The organism is Streptomyces sp. NPDC023541 (assembly GCF_055559995.1).
The window spans coordinates 480,548-500,863 of record NZ_JBVHJO010000003.1; the positions used below are offsets into that span (position 1 = coordinate 480,548).

The following is a 20,316-nucleotide window of genomic DNA, read 5'->3' on the forward strand; positions in this document are numbered from 1 at the left end:
GCTCAGGATCATGTCAGCGCAGCCACCGCACGAATCACCGGATCCGCTGTCGGATCCATCGCAGGGAACACCGGACCCCTTGGTGGCAGCCACCCAGGCAACCAAGAGCCTGCACGGCCTGTCCACCGAGCTCACGGCCCGGGTGCCGCAGCTGCTGGAGGCCATGCGGTCGGTCGGTACCGGCCTTGAGCTCCATTCCACGCTCGACCGCATCTGCGAGACTGCGGCCGAGCTGGCGGACGCCCACTACGCGGCGATCGGTGTCGTCGACACGGAGGGCCGCGGGCTCTCGGACTTCGTCACCCACGGGATCAGCCCCGAACTGGCCCGGAAGATCGGACACCGTCCGGACGGGAAGCGGGGCCTGCTCGGAGCGTTGATCTCGCACTCCGACACCGTGCGGCTCGCCGACCTGACGAAGGATCCGCGCTCGGCGGGCTTCCCGGCGCACCATCCGCCCATGAAGACGTTCCTCGGCGTCCCGATCCGGGTGCAGGGGGAGATCTTCGGCAACCTGTACCTGGCCGAGAAGAACGGCGGCGTCGAGTTCAACGACTATGACCTCCACATGGTCCGGGTCCTGGCCACCGAGGCGGGTATCGCCATCGGCAACGCCCGCCTGTACGAGGCCGCCACCCAGCGCGAGCGCTGGATCGACGGGTCGGTCGCCGTCACCACCGCCCTGCTGTCCGGCGGGGACGCCGACGACGCCCTCTCGGTGGTGGCCGAGCAGGCCCGCCGACTGGCCGACTCCGCCGCCGGGATCGTCCTGCTGCCCGCCGAAGAGGGCGGGATGGAGATCGTCGCGGTATCGGCGGAGAACCCCGCCACGTCGCTCGGCGTGGTGATACCGGCCGAGAGCCCGGTGGTCGACCACCTGCTGCGGGGGGAGCCGGTCTTCACCGACGACGCCTCGTCGGACCCCCGCATGATCAGCCGGCTCACCAGCCCGTACGGCCCCTGCATGATGCTGCCCCTGCACAGCGGGGGGCGGGTGCTGGGAGCGCTGGTCACCCCGCGCGCCCGCGACAAGCGGCCCTTCACCGAAGCCGAGCGGACCCTGGCCACCCAGTTCGCCTCACAGGCGGCGCTCGCGCTGATGATGGCCGAAGCGCAACGCGACCGGGAGCGGCTGGCGGTCTTCGAGGACCGTGACCGGATCGCCCGTGACCTGCACGACCTCGTCATCCAGCGACTGTTCGCCACCGGAATGATGCTGGAGGGCGCCCAGCGCCGGTCGATCGTCCCCGAGGTGCGCGACGGCGTGGGCAAGGCCGTGGACGAACTGGACGTGACGATCCAGGAGATCCGCACGGCGATCTTCGCCCTCCAGCAGGGGCCCGCGGAAGCCCCGTCCGGGCTGCGTACCCGTGTCCTGCGGGAGATCAACATGGCAGCGGTCCCGCTGGGCTTCAAACCCGCCCACCGCTTCCTCGGACCGATTGACACGGTCGTCGGAGAGCTGGCGGGCAAGAACCTGATCGCCGCGCTGCGCGAGGCGCTGTCCAACGCCTTCCGGCACGCCGAGGCGTCCCGGATCGAGGTGGTGCTGGACTGCACCGTCACGCTGCCCGGCGGCAGGGCCGGAGTCCGGCTGGAAGTCGCCGACGATGGAGTGGGCATCCCCGAGAGCGGTCGGCGCAGCGGCCTGCGCAACCTGCGGCGGAGGGCGGAGTCGCTCGGCGGCACCAGTTCCTACGGTCCCGGCATCGGGGACGACGGCGGCGGGACCACCCTGGTGTGGGAGGCCCCACTCCAGTAGGGCTGCGGCCTACGCCTGGTGGCGTGCGAGGCGTTCGGCCAGGATGCGCTCGATGACGAGGGCGACCCCGTCCTCGTTGTTGGCGACGGTCCGGCCGGACGCGGCCGTGATCACATCGGGGTGGGCATTGCCCATCGCGTAAGAGGTGCCGGCCCAGCTGAGCATCTCCACATCGTTCGGCATGTCCCCGAACGCGACGACCTCCTCGGGGACGATGCCCCGTTCGGCGCAGCACAGCGCCAGAGTGCTCGCCTTCGACACGCCGTGTCCACTGATCTCCAGCAGGGAGGTGGGGCTGGACCGGGTGATCGATGCGTACTCGCCCGCGGCGGTGCGGGCCAGTGCGAGGAACTCGTCCGGGGTGATCTCCGAGTGGTGCGCCAGCAGCTTGAGCACGGGCGCGACGCTCTCGTTCGCCTCCTCGTGGAGCAGCTCCTCGGCGGTCGCGAGCTTGGCGCCCGGGTCCTTGAAGAAGGGCGGGTACTCCGGCTCGTAGTTGATGCCGGTGGTCAGCTCGACTGCGAAGGACGTGCCGGGCGCCGCCGCGCGCAGGGCTTCGACGACGGAGAGTGCGGCCTCCCTGGGGAGGGCCCTGACCTGTACGAACTCTCGCCCGGCGTGCAGGTCGACGACCGCCGCGCCATTGGCGCAGATCGCGAGGCCGTGTCCGTGGACATGGTCGGCGACCACATCCATCCACCGGGCGGGGCGGCCGGTGACGAAGAAGACCTCGATCCCGGCCTCCTCGGCAGCGGCCAGTGCGGCGACGGTACGCGGCGAGACGGACTTGTCGTCATGCAGCAGGGTGCCGTCGAGGTCGGTGGCGATGAGCCGGGGCATGGGGATTGGCCCGTCCGGGCGCTGAGGAGCCGAGGTCACGGCTCCATCTTCGCCCATGTGAGCGGAGGACCGGACCATGATCAAGCCAGGCTGGGGTCGGGCCGATGTTTCACGTGAAACGCAATGTTTCACGTGAAACATCGGCCCGCCGTAGGCTCGACGCATGAGTCTGCGTCTGAGCACGGTGATCCTTCCGGTACGTCGATGGCACGAGGGGGGTCGAGACCAGTGGCTGCGAGCCGAGCAGCTCGGGTTCCACACGGCCTACACCTACGACCACTTGTCGTGGCGCACCTTCCGCGACGGCCCCTGGTTCGGTGCGGTGCCTACCCTCACCGCGGCGGCCGCCGCCACCGAGCGGCTGCGCCTGGGCACGCTCGTCACCTCGCCGAACTTCCGTCATCCGGTGACCTTGGCCAAGGAGCTCATGACCTTGGACGACATCTCGGGCGGCCGTATCACCCTCGGCATCGGCGCCGGCGGCAACGGGTTCGACGCGACGGCGCTGGGCCAGGAGGCCTGGTCCCCGCGTGAGCGCGCCGACCGCTTCGCCGAGTTCGTGCCGTTGCTGGACCGGCTGCTGACCGAAGGTTCCGTGAGCCATGAAGGCACCTTCTACTCGGCGGAGGAGGCCCGCAACATCCCCGGCTGCGTGCAGGGGCCGCGGCTGCCGTTCGCGGTGGCCGCGACCGGCCCGCGCGGTCTGCGGCTCGCCGCCCGGTACGGGCAGGCGTGGGTGACCACGGGTGACCCCAAGCTCTTCGAGAGCGGCACGCCCGAGCAGTCGCTGGAGGCCCTGCGAGCGCAGCTCGAACGGCTCGACAAGGCCTTCGTGGAGATCGGCCGGGCTCCCGAGCCCATGGAGAAGATCCTGCTGACCGGCTTCACGCCCGAGGCCAACACCGTGCTGGAGTCCGTGGACGCGTTCGTCGACTTCGCGGGCCGGCACCGCGACCTGGGCTTCACGGAGCTGGTCATCCACGCACCGATCCCGGACTCCGACTTCGCCGCCGACGAGGCCGTCTTCGAGAAGATCGCCACCGAGGCCCTGGCACAGCTCGACAGCTGATCCACCGACCGTTACCCGGCCCCCCGGCCCTTCAACTGCTCCAGCAGCCGCTCGGCGGAGGACAGGAGCCAGTCCGCAGCCCCGGCGCAGCGCGCCCGTCGGGCTGGGATGGCTCAGGTCCGAGTGCTCCCGGCCCGGAGGCGGCGTCGGCGGTGCCGGAGGCGTGCCGGGGCAGCCCGGCACCGCGCACCCCAGCGGCAGGTCCGCCGCCGGCGGCGCACGGCCGCCCCAGCAGGAACCGCTGCGAGACCCGGGCGGTGTCGAGGCAGCCGGGGTGGAGCACCTCATACAGCTCGGAGGCGGCCGGGAGGTCCCCGTGGGCCAGTTCCCGCAGGCGGTGCAGCAGGATGAGGATGTCGCCCGTGGAAGGCCGGGCCGGTCGTCGAGGTTCGCGAGCGGCGCCACGCGGGCGACGTGTTCGGCCAGGATCCCCAAGCCGCGCGAGGTGTTGCCGGTGAGCACGCAGAACCCGATGCGCTTGCCGACCCAGGGCAGCAGGCTCTCGTTGCCGCAGGCCATGCGGTAGCCGCGCAGGTGGTGCGACCGCGCCTCGTCGGTCCGGCCGGGCCGCAGCAGCAGCGGCAGTGGCAGTGGCAGCAGCGAGGAGGCGGGCATGCGGTGCGGCTACCCGGCGCACATCAGATTCGCCCCGCCAGAATGTCGTCGCGCTCGGCCGCCAGGCCAGTCAGGGGAAGGGCCGCCGTCCGGGCTACTGGAAGCGCAGGAACTGCGGGGGCACGGTGTCCACCAGCCACACCCCGTTGGCGCTGATCCGGAAGACGTGCCCGGCCGCACGCATCGCCCCGGCGTCCACGCTGAGCACGACGGGCCGGCCGCGGCGCGCGCCGACCCGGGTCGCGGTCTCCCGGTCGGGGGACAGGTGCACGTGGTGGCGGGCCATCGGGCGTAGGCCCTCGGCGCGGATCGAGTCGAGGGCGGCGGCTACGGTGCCGTGGTAGAGGTACGCCGGCGGTTCGGCCTCCGGCAGGTCCAGGTCCACGGCCACGGTGTGCCCCTGGCTGGCGCGGATGCGCGTGCCGTCGACGGCGAACCGCTGCTTGTCGTTGGCGGCAACGACATGGTCGAGTTCGGCGCGGCTGAAGTGGAAACCGTGCGCGGCGGCGGCGCGCAGCAGGTCGTCGATCTCCACCCAGCCGTGGGGATCGAGCACCAGTCCGATCCGTTCCGGCTGGTGCCGCAGGTGTTTCGAGACGTACTTCGACACCTTTACGGTGCGTCTTTCATCCATGAATCCCAGCGTGCCCGCTCTGCAGGCCCCGCGGCAGCGATTTTCGACGGCCGCGCAGCACTGGACACCCCCTGTCGACATTCCAAGATGCGGAATATATTTTCCACTAACACTCACCCAGGGGGAGAACCCATGACAGCCCATACCTCTCTGCCACGCCGTGCGGCTGCCGAGCTGATCGGGACGGCCGGCCTGCTCGTGGTCGTCATCGGCTCCGGGCTCAAGGCCGCGGAGCTCAGCACCGACACCGGTGTCGCCCTCATCGCCAACTCGTTCGTGTCGGCGATCGGCCTCGGGCTGATCATCACGCTCTTCGGGCCGCTGTCCGGCGCCCACCTCAACCCGGTGGTGACCCTCACCTCTTGGTGGGCCCGCCGCACCGGCGGTACGGGACTCGGCGGCCGTGAGGTGTCCGTCTACGTCGTCGCCCAGACGGCCGGTGCCATCGGCGGCGCCGTCCTCGCGGAAGCCATGTTCGGCCGGACCCCCGGAACCTTCGCCACCCAGGTGCGCGACGGGGGCCACCTGCTCGTCGGTGAGGTGATCGCCACCGCCGGTCTTGTCCTCGTGATCCAGGGGCTGGGGCGCATCGGGCGCGGCGGGCTGATACCGGCGGCGGTGGCGGCCTACATCGCGGCCGCGATCTGGTTCACCTCCTCGGGTTCCTTCGCCAACCCGGCCGGCACCATCGGGCGCAGCTTCAGCGACTCCTTCACCGGCATAGCGCCCGGGTCGCTGCCCGGCTTCGTCGCCGCCCAGCTGACCGGCGGGATCCTCGGTCTGGCCCTGGCCGCCCTCCTCTACGGGACCGGGGTGAAGGACGGCGCGGGCGGCCGGGGGGACGGCGGCGAAGGCCCTGAGGCCGAGCCGAAGCCGGGCGCAGCGGCCGTGCCGGCCGCGCTCCCCGGGGTCGCCGCGGCGGACGGCGAGGGTCCCAGCAGGGCCGCGTACCGGACCGTAGGCTGAGACGCCGTCTCAGTTACCCACAGGAAAAGGGCACTTGTCCACAGCCGTTTGGGCGGGTTTTGACGGCAAACGCGTGATCCGCCCTGTGGAACCTGTGGACCAATTCCGTTCAGGCGCTACCGGCCCGCCCGGCTCGCCAGGTCGTTCATCGTCCGGGCCTGGAGCTCCCGCTCCGTCGCGGCCCGTACGAACTCCGCCACGTGTTCGGCGCCGACCAGTTCCTGCACCGCCCGTACCGTCCCGGCCGGCAGCGCGACCGGCGAGGCCCCCGTCGGCTGCGGGGTGGCGGCCGCTCCGAGGTGCCGCTGGAGGTGCCGGGTGGCGAAGAGCCGCATCGCCCGCGCCAGCTCCGCGTCCACGGTCTGCTGCGCAAGCGGCCGCAGCCGCCGCACCATCGTCGCCGCCTCCGCTGCGTCGGCGTCCGTGGGCGGCACCTGCCCGAGGTAGCGCGCGAAGACGTGCTCGGTGGTGAACTCCAGGAACCGCGAGGCGATGTGCTCCACTTGGCCGCGCAGTTCCCGCAGGTGACCGGTGATCGCCGCGAGCGGCACCCCGGCCGCGTACAGCTCGGCGGCTACCGCCAGCTCCTGCGGGGACGGCACCAGGAACTGGTCCGGGCGCCCCGGGATCCGCTCCAGCACGCCCAGCTCGCAGGCTTCGCCCACCGCGTCGTCGTCCGGCAGGCCGCCGAACCGTTCGTTCAGCTCGTCCCGGCTGATCCGGGCCGCCTCCTCGTCGGTCCACGGCCCGTGCACCTCGGCGACCAGCCCCAGTACGCCGCCCAGGCCGCGCCCCGCGTCCCAGGCCTCCAGCAGCTCCTTGATGGAGGCCAGGGTGTAGCCCCGGTCCAGCAGGTCGGCGATCTGCCGCAGCCGCGCCAGATGCGTGTCCCGGTAGACGTTGGAGCGGCCCCGCCGCTCCGGCTTGGGCAGCAGCCCGCGGTCCTGGTACGCGCGGATCGTGCGCACCGTCGCTCCGCTGTGGTGCGCCAGATCCTCGATCCGGTACTCGGCTACCGCCTGATCGGACAATCCCGGCTCCCTACGACATGGCGGCTCGGCCGACCGCGCCGGCTGCGGCCCGGGCGGCAGGTGAAGCCGCAAGGTACTCGACCGCCCTGCGCAGCGAGCCCTCCTGCGAGGGATGGTACGACCGCCGGAAGTAGCGGGATATGGCCGTGCCGGGCTCTCTCCACGTGGGCGAGGCCGGATACGGGCCCCCGCTCACAACTTGGGCTCCACTCGTGCGATGCGCCGCAGGGCGCGCGGCGCGAAACGGGACATCCACAGGGCGCCCTTGGACTCGGGCGTGACCGGTACGACCGCCTCGTTGCGGACCACGGCGCGCAGGATCGCGTCGGCCACCTTCTCCGGCGGGAAGTTGCGCAGGCCATAGAGCCGTGAGGAGCGTTCCTGGCGGCGCTTCTCCTCCGCCTCGTCCACACCGGCGAAGCGCGAGGTGGCGGTGATGTTGGTGTTGACGATGCCGGGGCAGATCGCGGAGACCCCGATGGACTTCGAGGCGAGCTCCGCGCGCAGGCACTGCGACAGCATCAGCACCGCGGCCTTCGAGGTGCTGTAGGCGGGCAGGGTGCGGGAGGGCAGATAGGCCGCGGCGGACGCCGTGTTGACGATGTGCCCGCCCTGGCCGCGCTCCGCCATCAGCTTCCCGAAGATCCGGCAGCCGTGGATGACACCCCACAGATTGACGTCCAAGACCTTCCTCCAGTCCTCGGCGGTGGTGTCGAGGAAGGCGCCGGACAGACCGATGCCGGCGTTGTTGACCAGGACGTCGACGATTCCGTACTCGGCGGCGACCTTCGCCGCCAGTTTCTCCATCGCCTGCTCGTCGCTGACGTCGACGCACTCGGCCCACGCCTCGGAGGCGCCGACGAGTCGGGCCATGTCGGCCGTGCGCGCCGCGCCCTCCGCGTCGCGGTCCACGGCCACCACCCGTGCTCCCGCCTCGGCGAAGGCGAAGGCGGTGGCCCGGCCGATGCCGCTGGCCGCGCCGGTGACCAGGACCAGCTGGCCGCCGAAGCGGTCGGCATACTTGGCCGGGGCCTTCTGCTGAGGTGCCCGGGCGGCCGGCTCCTGACGGGACATGACGAATTCCGCGATCCAGGAGGCCAGCTGGTCGGGCCGGGTCCGGGGGATCCAGTGCTTGGCCGGCAGGGTCCGCCGCAGCAGGTCCGGGGCCCACCGCTCCAGACCGTCGTAGAGCCGCTCGGACAGGAACGCGTCCCCGGTCGGAGTGATCAGCTGCACCGGTACGTGGGCGTAGGCGTCGGAGCGCGGCCGGCGCAGCCGCGGCCGCACATTGTCGCGGTAGAGCCAGGCGCCGTGCGCCGCGTCCGAGGGAAGCGAGGCCGTCGGGTAGGAGCCGGCCGGCACCTTCTCGACGCGTTGCAGCACCTTGGGCCACCGCTTGCCGAGAGGCCCGCGCCAGGCGAGCTCCGGCAGCACGGGGGTGTGCAGCATGTAGACGTACCAGGACTTGGCGCCCTGGGCGAGGAGCTGCGCCGCCGCCCGCGGGGTCGGCCGCGACATGCGCTTCTTGATCCAGTGCCCGAGGTGGTCCAGCGAGGGCCCCGACATCGAGGTGAAGGACGCGATCCGCCCCTCCGTACGGCCGACCGTCGCGAACTCCCAGCCCTGTACGGACCCCCAGTCGTGGCCCACCAGGTGCACCGGACGGTCCGGACTGACCGCGTCCGCCACCGCCAGGAAGTCGTCGGTCAGCTTCTCCAGGGTGAAGCCGCCGCGCAACGGCTGCGGCGCGGTGGAGCGCCCGTGGCCGCGCACGTCATAGAGCACCACGTGGAAGCGCGACGCGAGCCGCTCGGCGACCTCCGTCCAGACTTCCTTGCTGTCGGGGTAGCCGTGCACCAGCAGTACGGTCGGGCGGCCCCTCTCGCCGAGCTCGACCACGCACAACTCGATCCCGCCGGTGCGCACCCAGTGCTCCCGCGCACCCGCGAGTTCCGCCGCTCCTGCTCCGCTCACGCCGCTCATGCTGCCTTCTCCTCCTCGGCCCAGCGCCGCACGTGCGGCAGATCGTCGTCCAGCCAGAAGGCGCTCTCCTCGGGGTCCCGGGAGTCGGTGACCACGAGGATCTCCTCGAACTTCGCGCCGGTGCCCCGGAAGCCCAGGTGCGGCTCCACCGCCCACAGGCCGGGCTGCGGCGGGTGGTCGGAGAACTGGTAGGGGCTCCACAGCGGGGACCAGCCCTCACGGTGCCCGTGCAGGGCGTCACTGGCCAGCCCCTTGAGGGACTGCGTGCCGAAACCGAACGCCGTCGGCGACCAGCGCCGCTCCTTGACCCGGTCGATCTTGTGGGCGATCACGCCGAAGGGGTAGGCGCGGTGCCGGTTGGCGTACCCCTGCCGGTTCATCAGCCGCTCGACGTCCTCGTAGATCTCGCGCAGGGAGCGGCGCTCCCGCACCTGCTCCAGGATCAGTGTCCGGTGCTCCCGAAGATCGGACATGAGCCGGTCCTGTACCGGATTCAGGCCGAGGCTGCCCGAGTAGCCGATGTCCGCCGAGAAGCCCTTGTAGACCGGCGCCATGTCCAGGATGAACGGCATCCCCGGCTCCAGCCGCCGGTTCGTCGGGAAGAACTGCAGCGGGATGCGGAAGTTCGCGAAGGCGGTGCGGTCCCCGAACCAGGCGAACGGCAGGTGGAACCAGTCCCGGACCCCGCGGTCGCGCAGCCACTCCCGCTGCATGCGCGCGGCCTCGCGCTCGGTCACCCCGGGCCGCAGCTGGGCCGCGACCGCCTCGGCGCACTCGTACGAGAGGCGCTGCACCTCTCTGAACCCGCTCAGCTCGGCGGAGGGCCGCCCGGATTGCCGTCCCGGGTGTCGCGCGGTGCGTTGCCTGGTGTCCCCAGCCATGTCAGCCGTCCATCCGTAGAGCCGTACGCGCCCGTAAGTTGACACTGATGAATGTGACAATGAGCGGAGATCACGTCAAGGGTCATGCACGGACCTGTGGACAAAGTTGTCCGGTCCACATCAGCCTCCAGTACGGGTATGTACGCCGGAAGGCGGAGACGGGATCCAGCTCCAGGTCTGACGCCTGGCAAGAGCCATGCCACTAACGTCTGAGCCGTGACTGTCATCGCGACTGAAAGCCTGAGCAAGCGGTACCCCCGAGTGACCGCCCTCGACCGGCTCTCCCTGGACATCGGACCCGGCGTGACCGGGCTCGTGGGCGCCAACGGAGCCGGCAAGTCCACGCTGATCAAGATTCTGCTGGGACTGTCCCCCGCCACCGAGGGCAGCGCCGCCGTGCTCGGCCTCGACGTCAATACGCATGGCAGCGCCATCCGTGAACGCGTCGGGTACATGCCCGAGCACGACTGTCTGCCACCCGACGTCTCGGCCACCGAGTTCGTCGTCCACATGGCGCGCATGTCCGGGCTGCCGCCGACCGCGGCCCGCGAGCGCACCGCCGACACCCTGCGCCACGTCGGGCTGTACGAGGAGCGCTACCGCCCCATCGGCGGCTACTCCACGGGCATGAAGCAGCGCGTCAAGCTCGCCCAGGCACTCGTCCACGACCCCCAGCTGGTCCTCCTCGACGAGCCGACCAACGGCCTGGACCCGGTCGGGCGCGACGAGATGCTCGGCCTGATCCGCCGCGTCTACACCGACTTCGGCATCTCCGTCCTGGTCACCTCGCACCTCCTCGGCGAGCTCGAGCGGACCTGCGACCACGTCGTGGTCGTCGACGGCGGCAAGCTGCTGCGCTCCAGCTCCACCAGCGACTTCACCCAGACCACCACGACCCTCGCGGTCGAGGTCACCGACTCCGACGCCCACCCGGACGGCACCGCCGCCCTGCGCAAGGCACTCGCCGAGGCGGGCATCGCCCTGCACGTCGGCGCGGAGCAGGGCCTGCCCGGAGCCGGCCACATCCTCCTCGTCGAGGCCACCGGCGAGCACACCTACGACACCATCCGCGACACCGTCGCCGAGCTGGGCATCGGCCTGGTCCGCATGGAACAGCGCCGCCACCACATCGCGGAGGTCTTCCGCGACAACGACCAGCCCGCGTACACCGCTCAGCAGAAGGGAGCCGGTTCCGATGGCGCCTGAGACGTCGACACAGATCCACAACATCGGCTACCGGTCCTACGACGGACCGCGGCTCGGCCGTGCCTACGCCCGCAAGTCGCTGTTCTCGCAGTCTCTGCGCGGCGCCTACGGGCTCGGCCGGTCCGCCAAGTCCAAGGTCCTCCCGATGCTGCTCTTCGCGGTGATGTGCGTTCCGGCGCTGATCATCGTCGCGGTGGCCATCGCGGTGCCCGGCTCCACGGACCTGCCGATCAAGTACACGACGTACGCCCTGACCACCCAGGTGGTCATCGGCCTCTACCTCGCCTCCCAGGCCCCGCAGTCCGTCTCGCGTGACCTGCGCTTCAAGACGGTACCGCTCTACTTCTCGCGGCCCATCGAGCGCGTCGACTATGTCGTCGCCAAGTACGCGGCCATGGCCACGGCGATGTTCATCCTCACCGCGACCCCGCTGCTGATCATGTGGATCGGCGCGCTCCTGGCGAAGTTCGACTTCGCCGACCAGACCAAGGGATTCGGGCAAGGACTGGTGTCGGTTGTGCTGCTGTCGCTGCTCTTCTCCGGGATCGGCCTGGTGATGGCCGCGCTGACCCCGCGGCGCGGGTTCGGCGTCGCGGCGATCATCGCGGTGCTCCTGATCCCGTACGGGGCGGTCACCGCGGTACAGGGCATCGCCTACAGCACCGGAAACACGGGAGCCATCGACTGGCTGGGCCTGTTCTCCCCGATCACCCTGATCGACGGTGTTCAGACCGCGTTCCTCGGCGCCACCTCCGCCTTCCCCGGCGGTGAGGGCCCCTCGGCCGGCATCGGCTTCGTCTACCTGCTCGTCGCCCTCGGCCTGATCGCCGGCTCCTACGCCGCCCTGATGGCCCGCTACCGGAAGGCCGGGCTGTGACCACCATCGACATCGACCACACCTCCCGCTGGTTCGGGAACGTCGTCGCCGTCAACGACGTGACCATGCGCATCGGCCCCGGCGTCACGGGACTGCTGGGCCCCAACGGCGCGGGCAAGTCCACGCTCATCAACATGATGGGCGGCTTCCTCGCCCCCTCCACGGGCACCGTCACCCTCGACGGCGCTCCGATCTGGCGCAACGAGCAGATCTACAAGCACGTGGGCGTCGTGCCCGAGCGCGAGGCGATGTACGACTTCCTCACCGGCCGTGAGTTCGTCGTCGCCAACGCCGAGCTCCACGGCCTCGACGACGCGGCCGCGCAGCGCGCACTGGCCACCGTCGAAATGGAGTACGCGCAGGACCGCAAGATCTCCACCTACTCCAAGGGCATGCGCCAGCGCGTGAAGATGGCGTCCGCCCTCGTCCACGACCCGTCCGTGCTGCTCCTGGACGAGCCGTTCAACGGAATGGACCCCCGGCAGCGGATGCAGCTGATGGACCTGCTGCGCCGCATGGGGGCCGAAGGACGCACCGTCCTGTTCTCCTCCCACATCCTGGAGGAGGTCGAGCAGCTCGCCTCGCACATCGAGGTGGTCGTGGCCGGACGGCACGCCGCCTCCGGCGACTTCCGCAAGATCCGCCGCCTGATGACGGACCGCCCGCACCGCTACCTCGTCCGCTCCTCCGACGACCGGGCCCTCGCAGCGGCCCTGATCGCCGACCCCTCCACGGCCGGCATCGAGGTCGACCTGAAGGAGGGCGCCCTGCGCATCCAGGCCGTCGACTTCGGCCGCTTCACGGAACTGCTGCCCGTGGTGGCCCGACAGCACGACATTCGGCTGCTGACGGTCTCGCCCTCCGACGAGTCCCTCGAGTCGGTCTTCTCCTACCTCGTCACGGCCTGAAAGGAGCTGGCACCCATGTACAACCCCACCGTCGCCCGGCTCACCTACCGGGCCCTGCTCGGCCGGCGCCGCGCACTGATCCTCTTCGCGCTCCCCGCCCTGCTGATCGTCATCGCCATCGCCGTCCGCGCCTTCACGGGGGTGGACGACAAGGTCGCGGCGGACCTGCTCGGAGGCTTCGCCCTCGCCACCATGGTCCCGCTGATCGGTGTAATCGCCGGCACCGGCGCCATCGGTCCCGAGATCGACGACGGCTCCATCGTCTACCTGCTGGCGAAGCCGGTGAAGCGGCCGACGATCATCATGACCAAGCTGATCGTGGCCATCGCCGTCACCATGGCCTTCTCCGCGATCCCCACCCTGATCGCCGGATTCATCCTGAACGGCAACGGCCAGCAGATCGCCGTCGCCTACACGATCGCCGCGCTCGTGGCCTCGATCGCCTACAGCGCGCTGTTCCTGCTGCTGGGCACGGTCAGCCGGCACGCGGTCGTCTTCGGCCTGGTCTACGCCCTGATCTGGGAGTCGCTCTTCGGCAGCCTCGTCTCGGGCGCCAAGACCCTCAGCGTTCAGCAGTGGGCCCTGGCCCTGGCCGAAAAGGTGGCCGGACAGGGCTACGTCGACGCCACGGTGGGCCTGCCCACCGCCTCGGTGCTGCTCGTCGTGGTCACCGTCGGAGCCACGGTCTACGCGGGCCAGAAGCTGCGCCGCCTCACGCTGGCCGGCGAGGAGTAGGCCCAGCCGCTTCACTCGCGCAACCGTGCCCCGCCCGGCCCATCGGCCAGGCGGGGCACCGCTTTGCGGGTCATCATCGGTGCATGAGCGAGAGAACCGACCCGGAGCCTTCCCGGCCCCTGCGGTCCTGGATACGTTCCTCGCCCGGAACGCACATCTGGCTTCTGATCATCGCCGTGACCAGCGTCATCGTGGCGATAGCCCCCGACCAGGTGGATCGCGTCCTGCTCCATCGCAACAGCAGCAACATCCACCAGCTCGTCCAGCATCCCGTTCGAGCACTCATCAGCAGCGCGTTCTGGATCGTGAACCCTGCCTCACTGGCTCTCTACGCCGTGCTCTTCGAGGTGTTCCACGCTTCCGTCGAACGCTGGATCGGAACCCTGCGCTGGTTCGTGATCGTGGTCACCGCCCATGTCGTCGCCACGCTGATCAGTCAGAAGGTCCTTCTGACGGCCATCCAGGACCACCGCGCCCCGCGCAGCATGACCCATGTCGTCGACATCGGCGTCAGCTATGGACTCGCGGCCTCCATCGGTGTCCTCACCTACCGGCTCCCCAGCCCCTGGAGATGGATCTACCTGGTCGGCGCGATCGCCTTCTTCGGGATTCCCCTCGCCACCGGCGGTACCTTCACCGACCTCGGCCACGCCATCGCGCTCGCCGTCGGACTGCTGTCCTGGCCTCTCACCCGCCACGTTGTTTCACGTGAAACAAGGCCCCGTTTCACGAAACAAGGCCCCGTTTCACGTGAAACGTGACTAGTGGGCCTCCGCTTTCACGACGCCGTGCTCCCATGCCCATGCGGCGATCCCCACCCGGTTCCGAGCCCCGGTCTTTGCCTGGACGTTCGCGATGTGGGTTTTGGCGGTGCCCGCGGTGATGAACAGTTCCGCGCCGATTTCGGCATTGGTGAGCCCCCGCGCCACCAGCCGTACGATGTCCAGCTCCCGCTCCGTCAGCGGATGGGCCCTCGGCCGTGCGGCCGGAGCGGGCTGCGTCAGCCGACTCAGCAGTCGCACCGTGATTTGTGGACTGATCAGGGTGTCCCCCGCCATAGCGGCCCGTACGCCCTCGATCAGCAGCGCCGGTCCGGACCGCTTCAGCAGGAAGCCGCAGGCCCCGTTGCGCAGCGCGGTGTGCACGTACTCGTCGAGGTCGAAGGTGGTCACGACCACCACCCGCGTCTCGGGCGTTAGCAGACGGGTCACCTCCAGCCCGTCGAGCCGCGGCATCCGGATGTCGGCGAGCACCACGTCGGGCCGCAGCTGGCGGGCCAGCGCCACCGCGCTCTCGCCGTCCGCCGCCTCCCCCACGACGGTCATGTCCGGCTGCGAGTCGAGGATCAGCCGGAAGCCGCTGCGGATGTCCTCTTGGTCGTCGGCTATCAGGATGCGTGTGGTCACGCCGCCATGATCACCCGGGGGTGTTCTCCTGCGCCGGGAAGACGGCGCAAACCCGCCACCCGCCGTTCTCGTCCGCTCCGGCCCTCAGGGTTCCGCCCGCCGCCTCCACCCGCGCGCGCAGACCGGCCAGCCCGGTACCGCCCCGCCGGCGGCGGGCCATCAACACGACCCCGCCGCGGGCAGCCGCGGAGTTGGTCACGCTCAGCTCGGTGCCCGCGCCGGCCCGGCGTACGGCGACCCGGACCACGGCCGCTCCGGGCGCGTGCCGGCGTACGTTCGTCAGCGCCTCGACGGCCACCCGGTAGGCGGTGGTGTCCGCCTCCCTCGACAGCTCCCTCATCGCGACGGGGTCGGCGTCCAGGGCTCCGCCCTCGAACCGCGCCACCAGCTCCGGCAGCTGTGCCAGCCCCGGAACGGGAGCCGTCGGTCCGCCCGCGGCCTCCTGCAGCGCGTGCACGGTGCGGTCCATCGACGCCAGCGCGCTCAGCCCCGCCGCCTCGATCCGCTCCAGCGCGCGGACCGCCTGCCCGGGGTCCTGCTCGGCCACGAACCTCGCGGCCTGCGCCTGCACCACGATGGCGCTCACGTCATGCGCCACGAAGTCGTGCAGGTCCCGGGCCAGTTCCAGCTGCTGGTCGCGCCGGGCATCCCGTACGGCCTGCTCCATCCGGGTCGCCTGGCGGCGCAGGTAACCGCCGGCCAGTGCGGCTCCGAGCGCAGGGACGGCCCAGAAGCCGGCCACGCCGCAGAGATCCAGCCACGAACCGGTCTCCCACACCAGCGGCACCGGCCACACCGAGACCGCGACCACGCCCAGCCCTCCCGCGATGGCCCCCGAACGCACCGGTGACCAGCGGGCCGCCAGGGCGAGCAGCAGGAGCAGCAAGCCCGCCCAGACGAGCAGCCACGTCGCGGGCACGCCAAGGACGGTGGCGGTGATGCCTGCGAGCGCGGCCGAAGCCAGCAACGGGGCCCATATGGCACGGAGGTTGACGCTCATGGCCCGACCCTACGAGCGCACGCCGATGGCCGGCCATCCGCCGTTCGGCAGATCCGCCCCGCCCGGCGGCGCCGCCCGGCCTGCTGATCGGCGGATGGCTCGCGCAGCGGGGGCCGACGAGGCTGGAGCCGCCAAACCCACCCTCCCGGACAGGACTTGGACGATGACACCGACCGCCACATCCGCCGCACGGGCACTGGACGCCGTACCCGGGGTCTCCCCGTGGCTGCGCCGGCTGGCCACGCTCGCCTCGCTGACCGTCCTCCCCAGCTGTGTGTGGCGGCTCGCGATCGCGGCCGGCGTCCCCATGGGCTGGGGTCCGGGCAGCGATCTGCACCATTCGTACTACCCGGGCCGGGAATCCCTGGTCCTCGTCCTCGTCACCGGCCTGCAGGAAGCCCTGGGCCTGTTGAGCCTCGGTCTGGTCCGGCGCTGGGGCGAGGAGCTGCCCCGCCGGCTCCCCCTGCTGGGCGGCCGCCGGATCCACCCGCTGGTGGCGGTGGTTCCCGCAGCGCTGGGCGCACTCGCGCTCACCGCCATCACCTGCCTCGGCGCCGTGACGTGGAACGAGGTCAACGCCGCGAACCCCGACGCGCCCACCGGACTCGCCCTGTGGATCTTCAACCTGAGCTACGCACCACTGCTGTTGTGGGGGCCGTTGCTGGGCGTGCTCGCCGTCGCCTACTGGAGGCGCCGCCGGGTTCACGGCTGATGCGCGGAAATTCGCTGGTAAGGGGCCATGCGGCCGGGGCAGAGTGAGTCGTGCGGGGAGCAACAAAAGGTCCGGGGCAGCCACTTCGAGCGCGCCTTCTGGCGCGGGCTGCCCCGGACCTCTCGTACGTCCTGCGCGCTATGCGGCGCCCATCAGACGCTCCAGCACGACCGCGATCCCGTCCTCCTCGTTGGAGGTCGTCACCTCGTCGGCCACCGCCTTGAGCTCCGGATGCGCATTGGCCATGGCCACTCCGCGAGCGGCCCAGCCGAACATCGGGATGTCGTTCGGCATGTCGCCGAAGGCGATCGTCTCCGCCGCCTTCACCCCGAGCCGGCGCGCGGCTAGGGACAGGCCGGTGGCCTTCGTCAGGCCCAGGGGCAGTATCTCGACTATGCCGGGACCCGCCATGACCACGTCGACCAGGCTGCCCACGGCCCCCCGGGCCACCTTGACGAGCTGGTCGTCGTCCAGCTCCGGGTGCTGGATGTAGAGCTTGTTGAGCGGAGCAGTCCACACCGTGGCGGTGTCCTCCAGGTAGAGGGCCGGAAGGCCCTCCTGCACCTGGTAGCCGGGCCCGGCCAGGACTTCCCCGTCGACCCCGTCCCGGCTGGCGGCGAGGGCCAGCGGACCGACCTCTGCCTCCAGCTTCGAGAGCGCCAGCCCGGCCAGCTGCCGGTCCAGCGTCACCGAGGTCAGCAGCCGGTGCGCACCCGCGTCGTAGACCTGGGCCCCTTGTCCGCAGACGGCGATCCCCTTGTAGCCGAGATCGTCCAGTACGTGCCGGGTCCAGGGCACCGCGCGGCCGGTGACGATGATGTGGGCCGCGCCCGCCGCGGTGGCCGCGGCGAGCGCTTCACGGGTGCGTTCCGAGACGGTGTCGTCGCCACGCAGCAGCGTGCCGTCGAGGTCGGTAGCGACGAGTTTGTACGGGAACGGGGCCGGGCTCACTTGTTGATCGGCTCCAGGACCTCGCGACCGCCGAGGTACGGACGGAGCGCCTGGGGCACCCGCACGGAACCGTCGGCCAGCTGGTGGTTCTCGAGGATGGCGACGATCGTGCGCGGCACCGCGCACAGGGTGCCGTTCAGCGTGGACAGCGGCTGGGTCTTCTTGCCGTCGCGGTAGCGGATCGACAGGCGGCGGGCCTGGAAGCTGTCGCAATTCGACGCGGAGGTCAGCTCGCGGTACTTGCCCTGGGTGGGGATCCACGCCTCGCAGTCGAACTTGCGCGAGGCGGAGGCGCCCAGGTCACCGGTGGCGACGTCGATCACCTGGAACGGCAGCTCCAGGCTGGTCAGCCACTGCTTCTCCCATTCCAGGAGCCGCTGGTGCTCGGCCTCGGCGTCCTCCGGCGCGACGTACGAGAACATCTCGACCTTGTCGAACTGGTGAACGCGGAAGATGCCGCGGGTGTCCTTGCCGTACGTCCCTGCCTCACGACGGAAGCACGGGGAGAAGCCGGCGTACCGCAGCGGCAGCTTGTCGCCCTCGATGATCTCGTCCATGTGGTACGCGGCGAGCGGGACCTCGGAGGTGCCGACCAGGTAGTAGTCGTCCTTCTCCAGGTGGTAGACGTTCTCGGCGGCCTGGCCGAGGAAGCCGGTGCCCTCCATGGCTCGCGGGCGGACCAGCGCCGGGGTCAGCATCGGGATGAAACCGGCCTCGGTGGCCTGGGCGATGGCGGCGTTGACCAGCGCCAGCTCCAGCAGGGCGCCGACACCGGTCAGGTAGTAGAACCGCGAGCCCGAGACCTTGGCGCCGCGCTCGACGTCGATGGCGCCCAGCAGTTCGCCGAGTTCCAGGTGGTCCTTGGGCTCGAAGCCCTCGGCGGCGAAATCGCGGATGGTGCCGTGCGTCTCCAGGACGGTGAAGTCCTCCTCGCCGCCGACCGGCACGTCCTCGTGGACGATGTTGCCGAGCTGGAGCAGAAGGCGCTTGGCGGCTTCGTCGGCCTCGTTCTGCTCGGCCTCGGCGGCCTTGACGTCCTGCTTGAGCTGCTCGGCCTTCTTCAGCAGTTCCGCCCGCTCCTCCGGGGAGGCCTTCGGGATGAGCTTGCCGAGCGACTTCTGCTCATTGCGCAGTTCGTCGAAGCGCATGCCGGAGGACCTGCGGCGCTCGTCCGCGGAGAGCAGGGCGTCGACGAGTTCGACGTCCTCTCCACGAGCGCGCTGCGAGGCGCGGACACGGTCAGGGTCTTCACGGAGCAGCCGGAGGTCAATCACCCCACCAGGCTACCGGGCTGGGCTTCCTGGGATCACACCGATATCACGCTGCGTGTCGCTATGTCCCAATTGCAACGAATAGATAAGTCTTGATCGCTGACCGGAAGTGACTCTTCTCGGGGTGTCAATAAAAGCGGGCCCATTCCCCGAAATGGGGCACACTGCCGGCTCCGGGGCGGACCCTGAGCAGGACGGGAGAGGGTTCTTGTCCACAGGAATTGTGACCGTCCGGAGCTTATCCACAGGCTGTGGGTTGCCTCTGTGGACACAGGAATAGATCATTCCTGATCGGCGGATGTCCGAGGCGAATCAGGGTCCAAACCACCCTCACACACTCATTCGGGTGGGAATGACTCGCTCCAAAGAGTTGAACGGCTATGCGGAGGTGACGGCGTTCACCTACCGCTTCCCCGCGTGAAACCTGACTCCCAGACCGATATGTCGACCTGTCGCGCCGCTCTGTCGACTTGTCCCCAGGTCCGCATCTCTGCCTGTGGATAACTCTGTGGACAAGGGACGGTGCTACGCCCGGCCGTCGAGGCAGCGCGCCAACCAGTCGGAGGCGGCCGTGAAGTCGCCATCGGAGGTTCCGGCCCGCGGAGAGCGGACGTCACTCTGAGCGACACCGGCACGCGGGTAGGAGCCGAGGAAGCGGACCTGCGGACAGGTCCGCTTGAGACCCATGAGCGCCTCGCTGACCCGCCGGTCCGAGATGTGGCCCTCCGCGTCGACGGCGAAGCAGTAGTTGCCGATGCCCTGTCCGGTCGGACGGGACTGGATCAGCATCAGGTTCACCCCGCGGACCGCGAACTCCTGGAGGAGCTCCAGCAGCGCACCGGGATGGTCGTCGCCGAGCCACAGCACCACGGACGTCTTGTCCGCGCCCGTCGGTGCGGCCGGCCGCGCGGGGCGCCCCACCAGCACGAACCGCGTCTCGGCGTTCTCCGCGTCGTGGATCTCGGTGACCAGCGGGACCAGGCCGTAGGTGGCGGCGGCGAACTCGCCCGCGAAGGCGGCGTCGAAACGCCCCTCCTGGACCAGCCGGGCACCGTCGGCGTTCGACGCCGCCGACTCCCACACCGCATCGGGCAGGTTAGCCCGCAGCCAGTTCCGTACCTGGGGCTGGGCGACCGGGTGCCCGGTGACGGTCTTCACGTCCGACAGGGCGGTCCCCGGCCGTACGAGCAGGGCGAACGCGATGGGCAGCAGCACCTCGCGGTAGATCATCAGCGGCTCGCCCGAAGCCAGCTCGTCGAGGGTGGCCGTGACCCCGCCCTCCACCGAGTTCTCGATCGGGACGAGCGCGGCCGCTGCCTCGCCGCCCCGCACGGCGTCCAGGGCAGCCGGGACCGACACCATCGGGACGAGTTCCCGGGTCGCGGCTTCCGGCAGGGTGCGCAGGGCGGCCTCCGTGAAGGTGCCCTCGGGACCGAGATACGTGAAGCGGGTGGCTGACATGCGATCAG

Annotated in this window: 19 protein-coding genes and 1 pseudogene; 9 read left to right on the forward strand and 11 right to left on the reverse strand. The window is 70.5% G+C overall.

From position 1 onward, the window contains the following. The first annotated feature begins 10 nt into the window (after nucleotides 1-10). The gene (locus tag ACZ3X1_RS09745) at nucleotides 11-1,762 is read left to right on the forward strand and encodes a GAF domain-containing sensor histidine kinase (protein WP_390075315.1); all 1,752 of its coding nucleotides are present in this window, start codon (nucleotides 11-13) and stop codon (nucleotides 1,760-1,762) included. 9 nt (nucleotides 1,763-1,771) lie between these two features. Here the strand turns inward: ACZ3X1_RS09745 and ACZ3X1_RS09750 are convergent, their stop codons facing one another. After that, nucleotides 1,772-2,659 carry a Cof-type HAD-IIB family hydrolase gene (locus ACZ3X1_RS09750; RefSeq protein WP_467278278.1) on the reverse strand — a complete coding sequence of 296 codons (888 nt, stop codon included), beginning with the start codon at nucleotides 2,657-2,659 and terminating at the stop codon, nucleotides 1,772-1,774. 106 nt (nucleotides 2,660-2,765) lie between these two features. On the opposite strand from ACZ3X1_RS09750, the gene ACZ3X1_RS09755 reads away from it, so the two are divergent. Next, complete coding sequence (locus tag ACZ3X1_RS09755; protein WP_467278280.1) at nucleotides 2,766-3,671, forward strand: LLM class flavin-dependent oxidoreductase; 906 nt, start codon at nucleotides 2,766-2,768, stop codon at nucleotides 3,669-3,671. A 709-nt stretch (nucleotides 3,672-4,380) separates the two neighbouring features. On the opposite strand, the gene ACZ3X1_RS09760 is transcribed toward ACZ3X1_RS09755, so the two are convergent. Next, complete coding sequence (locus ACZ3X1_RS09760) at nucleotides 4,381-4,920, reverse strand: RNA 2'-phosphotransferase (protein WP_356815335.1); 540 nt, start codon at nucleotides 4,918-4,920, stop codon at nucleotides 4,381-4,383. Between the two features lie 132 nt (nucleotides 4,921-5,052). Here ACZ3X1_RS09760 and ACZ3X1_RS09765 point away from each other — a divergent pair, with 132 nt between their 5' ends. Continuing rightward, the gene (locus tag ACZ3X1_RS09765) at nucleotides 5,053-5,886 is read left to right on the forward strand and encodes an aquaporin (protein WP_467278285.1); all 834 of its coding nucleotides are present in this window, start codon (nucleotides 5,053-5,055) and stop codon (nucleotides 5,884-5,886) included. 116 nt (nucleotides 5,887-6,002) lie between these two features. Here ACZ3X1_RS09765 and ACZ3X1_RS09770 read toward each other — a convergent pair whose 3' ends face one another. The 4 genes and pseudogenes from ACZ3X1_RS09770 to ACZ3X1_RS09785 all read right to left on the reverse strand — a co-directional run bounded on the left by ACZ3X1_RS09770 (nucleotide 6,003) and on the right by ACZ3X1_RS09785 (nucleotide 9,781). Beyond that, nucleotides 6,003-6,917: a MerR family transcriptional regulator gene (locus tag ACZ3X1_RS09770; RefSeq protein WP_356815337.1), complete on the reverse strand. Its 915-nt coding sequence runs from the start codon at nucleotides 6,915-6,917 to the stop codon at nucleotides 6,003-6,005. A gap of 10 nt (nucleotides 6,918-6,927) precedes the next feature. Continuing rightward, nucleotides 6,928-7,086, reverse strand: a pseudogene (locus tag ACZ3X1_RS09775) (metal-dependent hydrolase); the annotation flags it as partial. A gap of 23 nt (nucleotides 7,087-7,109) precedes the next feature. Next, on the reverse strand, nucleotides 7,110-8,900 hold the full coding sequence (locus tag ACZ3X1_RS09780; RefSeq protein ID WP_390075308.1) for an SDR family oxidoreductase: 1,791 nt from the start codon (nucleotides 8,898-8,900) through the stop codon (nucleotides 7,110-7,112). Beyond that, a complete protein-coding gene (locus ACZ3X1_RS09785; protein ID WP_467278290.1) occupies nucleotides 8,897-9,781 on the reverse strand; it encodes a M24 family metallopeptidase in 885 nt (294 codons plus the stop codon). The genes ACZ3X1_RS09780 and ACZ3X1_RS09785 overlap by 4 nt, the downstream gene beginning before the upstream one ends. A gap of 216 nt (nucleotides 9,782-9,997) precedes the next feature. On the opposite strand from ACZ3X1_RS09785, the gene ACZ3X1_RS09790 reads away from it, so the two are divergent. The 5 genes from ACZ3X1_RS09790 (at nucleotide 9,998) to ACZ3X1_RS09810 (ending at nucleotide 14,268) form a co-directional block, all read left to right on the forward strand. Then, nucleotides 9,998-10,987: an ABC transporter ATP-binding protein gene (locus tag ACZ3X1_RS09790; protein ID WP_356815340.1), complete on the forward strand. Its 990-nt coding sequence runs from the start codon at nucleotides 9,998-10,000 to the stop codon at nucleotides 10,985-10,987. Beyond that, complete coding sequence (locus ACZ3X1_RS09795) at nucleotides 10,977-11,864, forward strand: ABC transporter permease subunit (RefSeq protein ID WP_467278292.1); 888 nt, start codon at nucleotides 10,977-10,979, stop codon at nucleotides 11,862-11,864. The genes ACZ3X1_RS09790 and ACZ3X1_RS09795 overlap by 11 nt, the downstream gene beginning before the upstream one ends. Further along, nucleotides 11,861-12,772 (forward strand): ABC transporter ATP-binding protein, encoded by a 912-nt coding sequence (locus ACZ3X1_RS09800; RefSeq protein ID WP_362628637.1) that lies wholly within the window; start codon nucleotides 11,861-11,863, stop codon nucleotides 12,770-12,772. Before ACZ3X1_RS09795 ends, ACZ3X1_RS09800 begins: the two co-directional genes overlap by 4 nt. Before the next feature lie 15 nt (nucleotides 12,773-12,787). Further along, on the forward strand, nucleotides 12,788-13,507 hold the full coding sequence (locus ACZ3X1_RS09805) for an ABC transporter permease (protein WP_356815343.1): 720 nt from the start codon (nucleotides 12,788-12,790) through the stop codon (nucleotides 13,505-13,507). 83 nt (nucleotides 13,508-13,590) lie between these two features. Then, nucleotides 13,591-14,268, forward strand: a complete 678-nt coding sequence (locus ACZ3X1_RS09810) for a rhomboid-like protein (protein ID WP_467278296.1) — start codon at nucleotides 13,591-13,593, stop codon at nucleotides 14,266-14,268. Here the strand turns inward: ACZ3X1_RS09810 and ACZ3X1_RS09815 are convergent, their stop codons facing one another. Both ACZ3X1_RS09815 and ACZ3X1_RS09820 read right to left on the reverse strand, forming a co-directional pair. After that, nucleotides 14,269-14,913 carry a response regulator transcription factor gene (locus ACZ3X1_RS09815; protein WP_362628631.1) on the reverse strand — a complete coding sequence of 215 codons (645 nt, stop codon included), beginning with the start codon at nucleotides 14,911-14,913 and terminating at the stop codon, nucleotides 14,269-14,271. It lies immediately after the preceding gene. 10 nt (nucleotides 14,914-14,923) lie between these two features. Further along, nucleotides 14,924-15,913, reverse strand: coding sequence for a sensor histidine kinase (locus ACZ3X1_RS09820; RefSeq protein ID WP_467278299.1), 990 nt, complete (start codon nucleotides 15,911-15,913; stop codon nucleotides 14,924-14,926). Nucleotides 15,914-16,076: 163 nt separating this feature from the next. Between ACZ3X1_RS09820 and ACZ3X1_RS09825 the strand changes: the two genes are divergently transcribed. Continuing rightward, nucleotides 16,077-16,625, forward strand: coding sequence for a hypothetical protein (locus tag ACZ3X1_RS09825; RefSeq protein ID WP_356815347.1), 549 nt, complete (start codon nucleotides 16,077-16,079; stop codon nucleotides 16,623-16,625). A gap of 138 nt (nucleotides 16,626-16,763) precedes the next feature. Here the strand turns inward: ACZ3X1_RS09825 and ACZ3X1_RS09830 are convergent, their stop codons facing one another. The 3 genes from ACZ3X1_RS09830 to pheA all read right to left on the reverse strand — a co-directional run bounded on the left by ACZ3X1_RS09830 (nucleotide 16,764) and on the right by pheA (nucleotide 20,308). After that, complete coding sequence (locus ACZ3X1_RS09830; protein ID WP_467278303.1) at nucleotides 16,764-17,576, reverse strand: HAD family hydrolase; 813 nt, start codon at nucleotides 17,574-17,576, stop codon at nucleotides 16,764-16,766. Beyond that, the gene (gene serS / locus ACZ3X1_RS09835) at nucleotides 17,573-18,850 is read right to left on the reverse strand and encodes a serine--tRNA ligase (RefSeq protein WP_356815349.1); all 1,278 of its coding nucleotides are present in this window, start codon (nucleotides 18,848-18,850) and stop codon (nucleotides 17,573-17,575) included. The genes ACZ3X1_RS09830 and serS overlap by 4 nt, the downstream gene beginning before the upstream one ends. Before the next feature lie 522 nt (nucleotides 18,851-19,372). Beyond that, nucleotides 19,373-20,308 (reverse strand): prephenate dehydratase, encoded by a 936-nt coding sequence (pheA, locus tag ACZ3X1_RS09840; protein ID WP_030026448.1) that lies wholly within the window; start codon nucleotides 20,306-20,308, stop codon nucleotides 19,373-19,375. Nucleotides 20,309-20,316 lie beyond the last annotated feature (8 nt).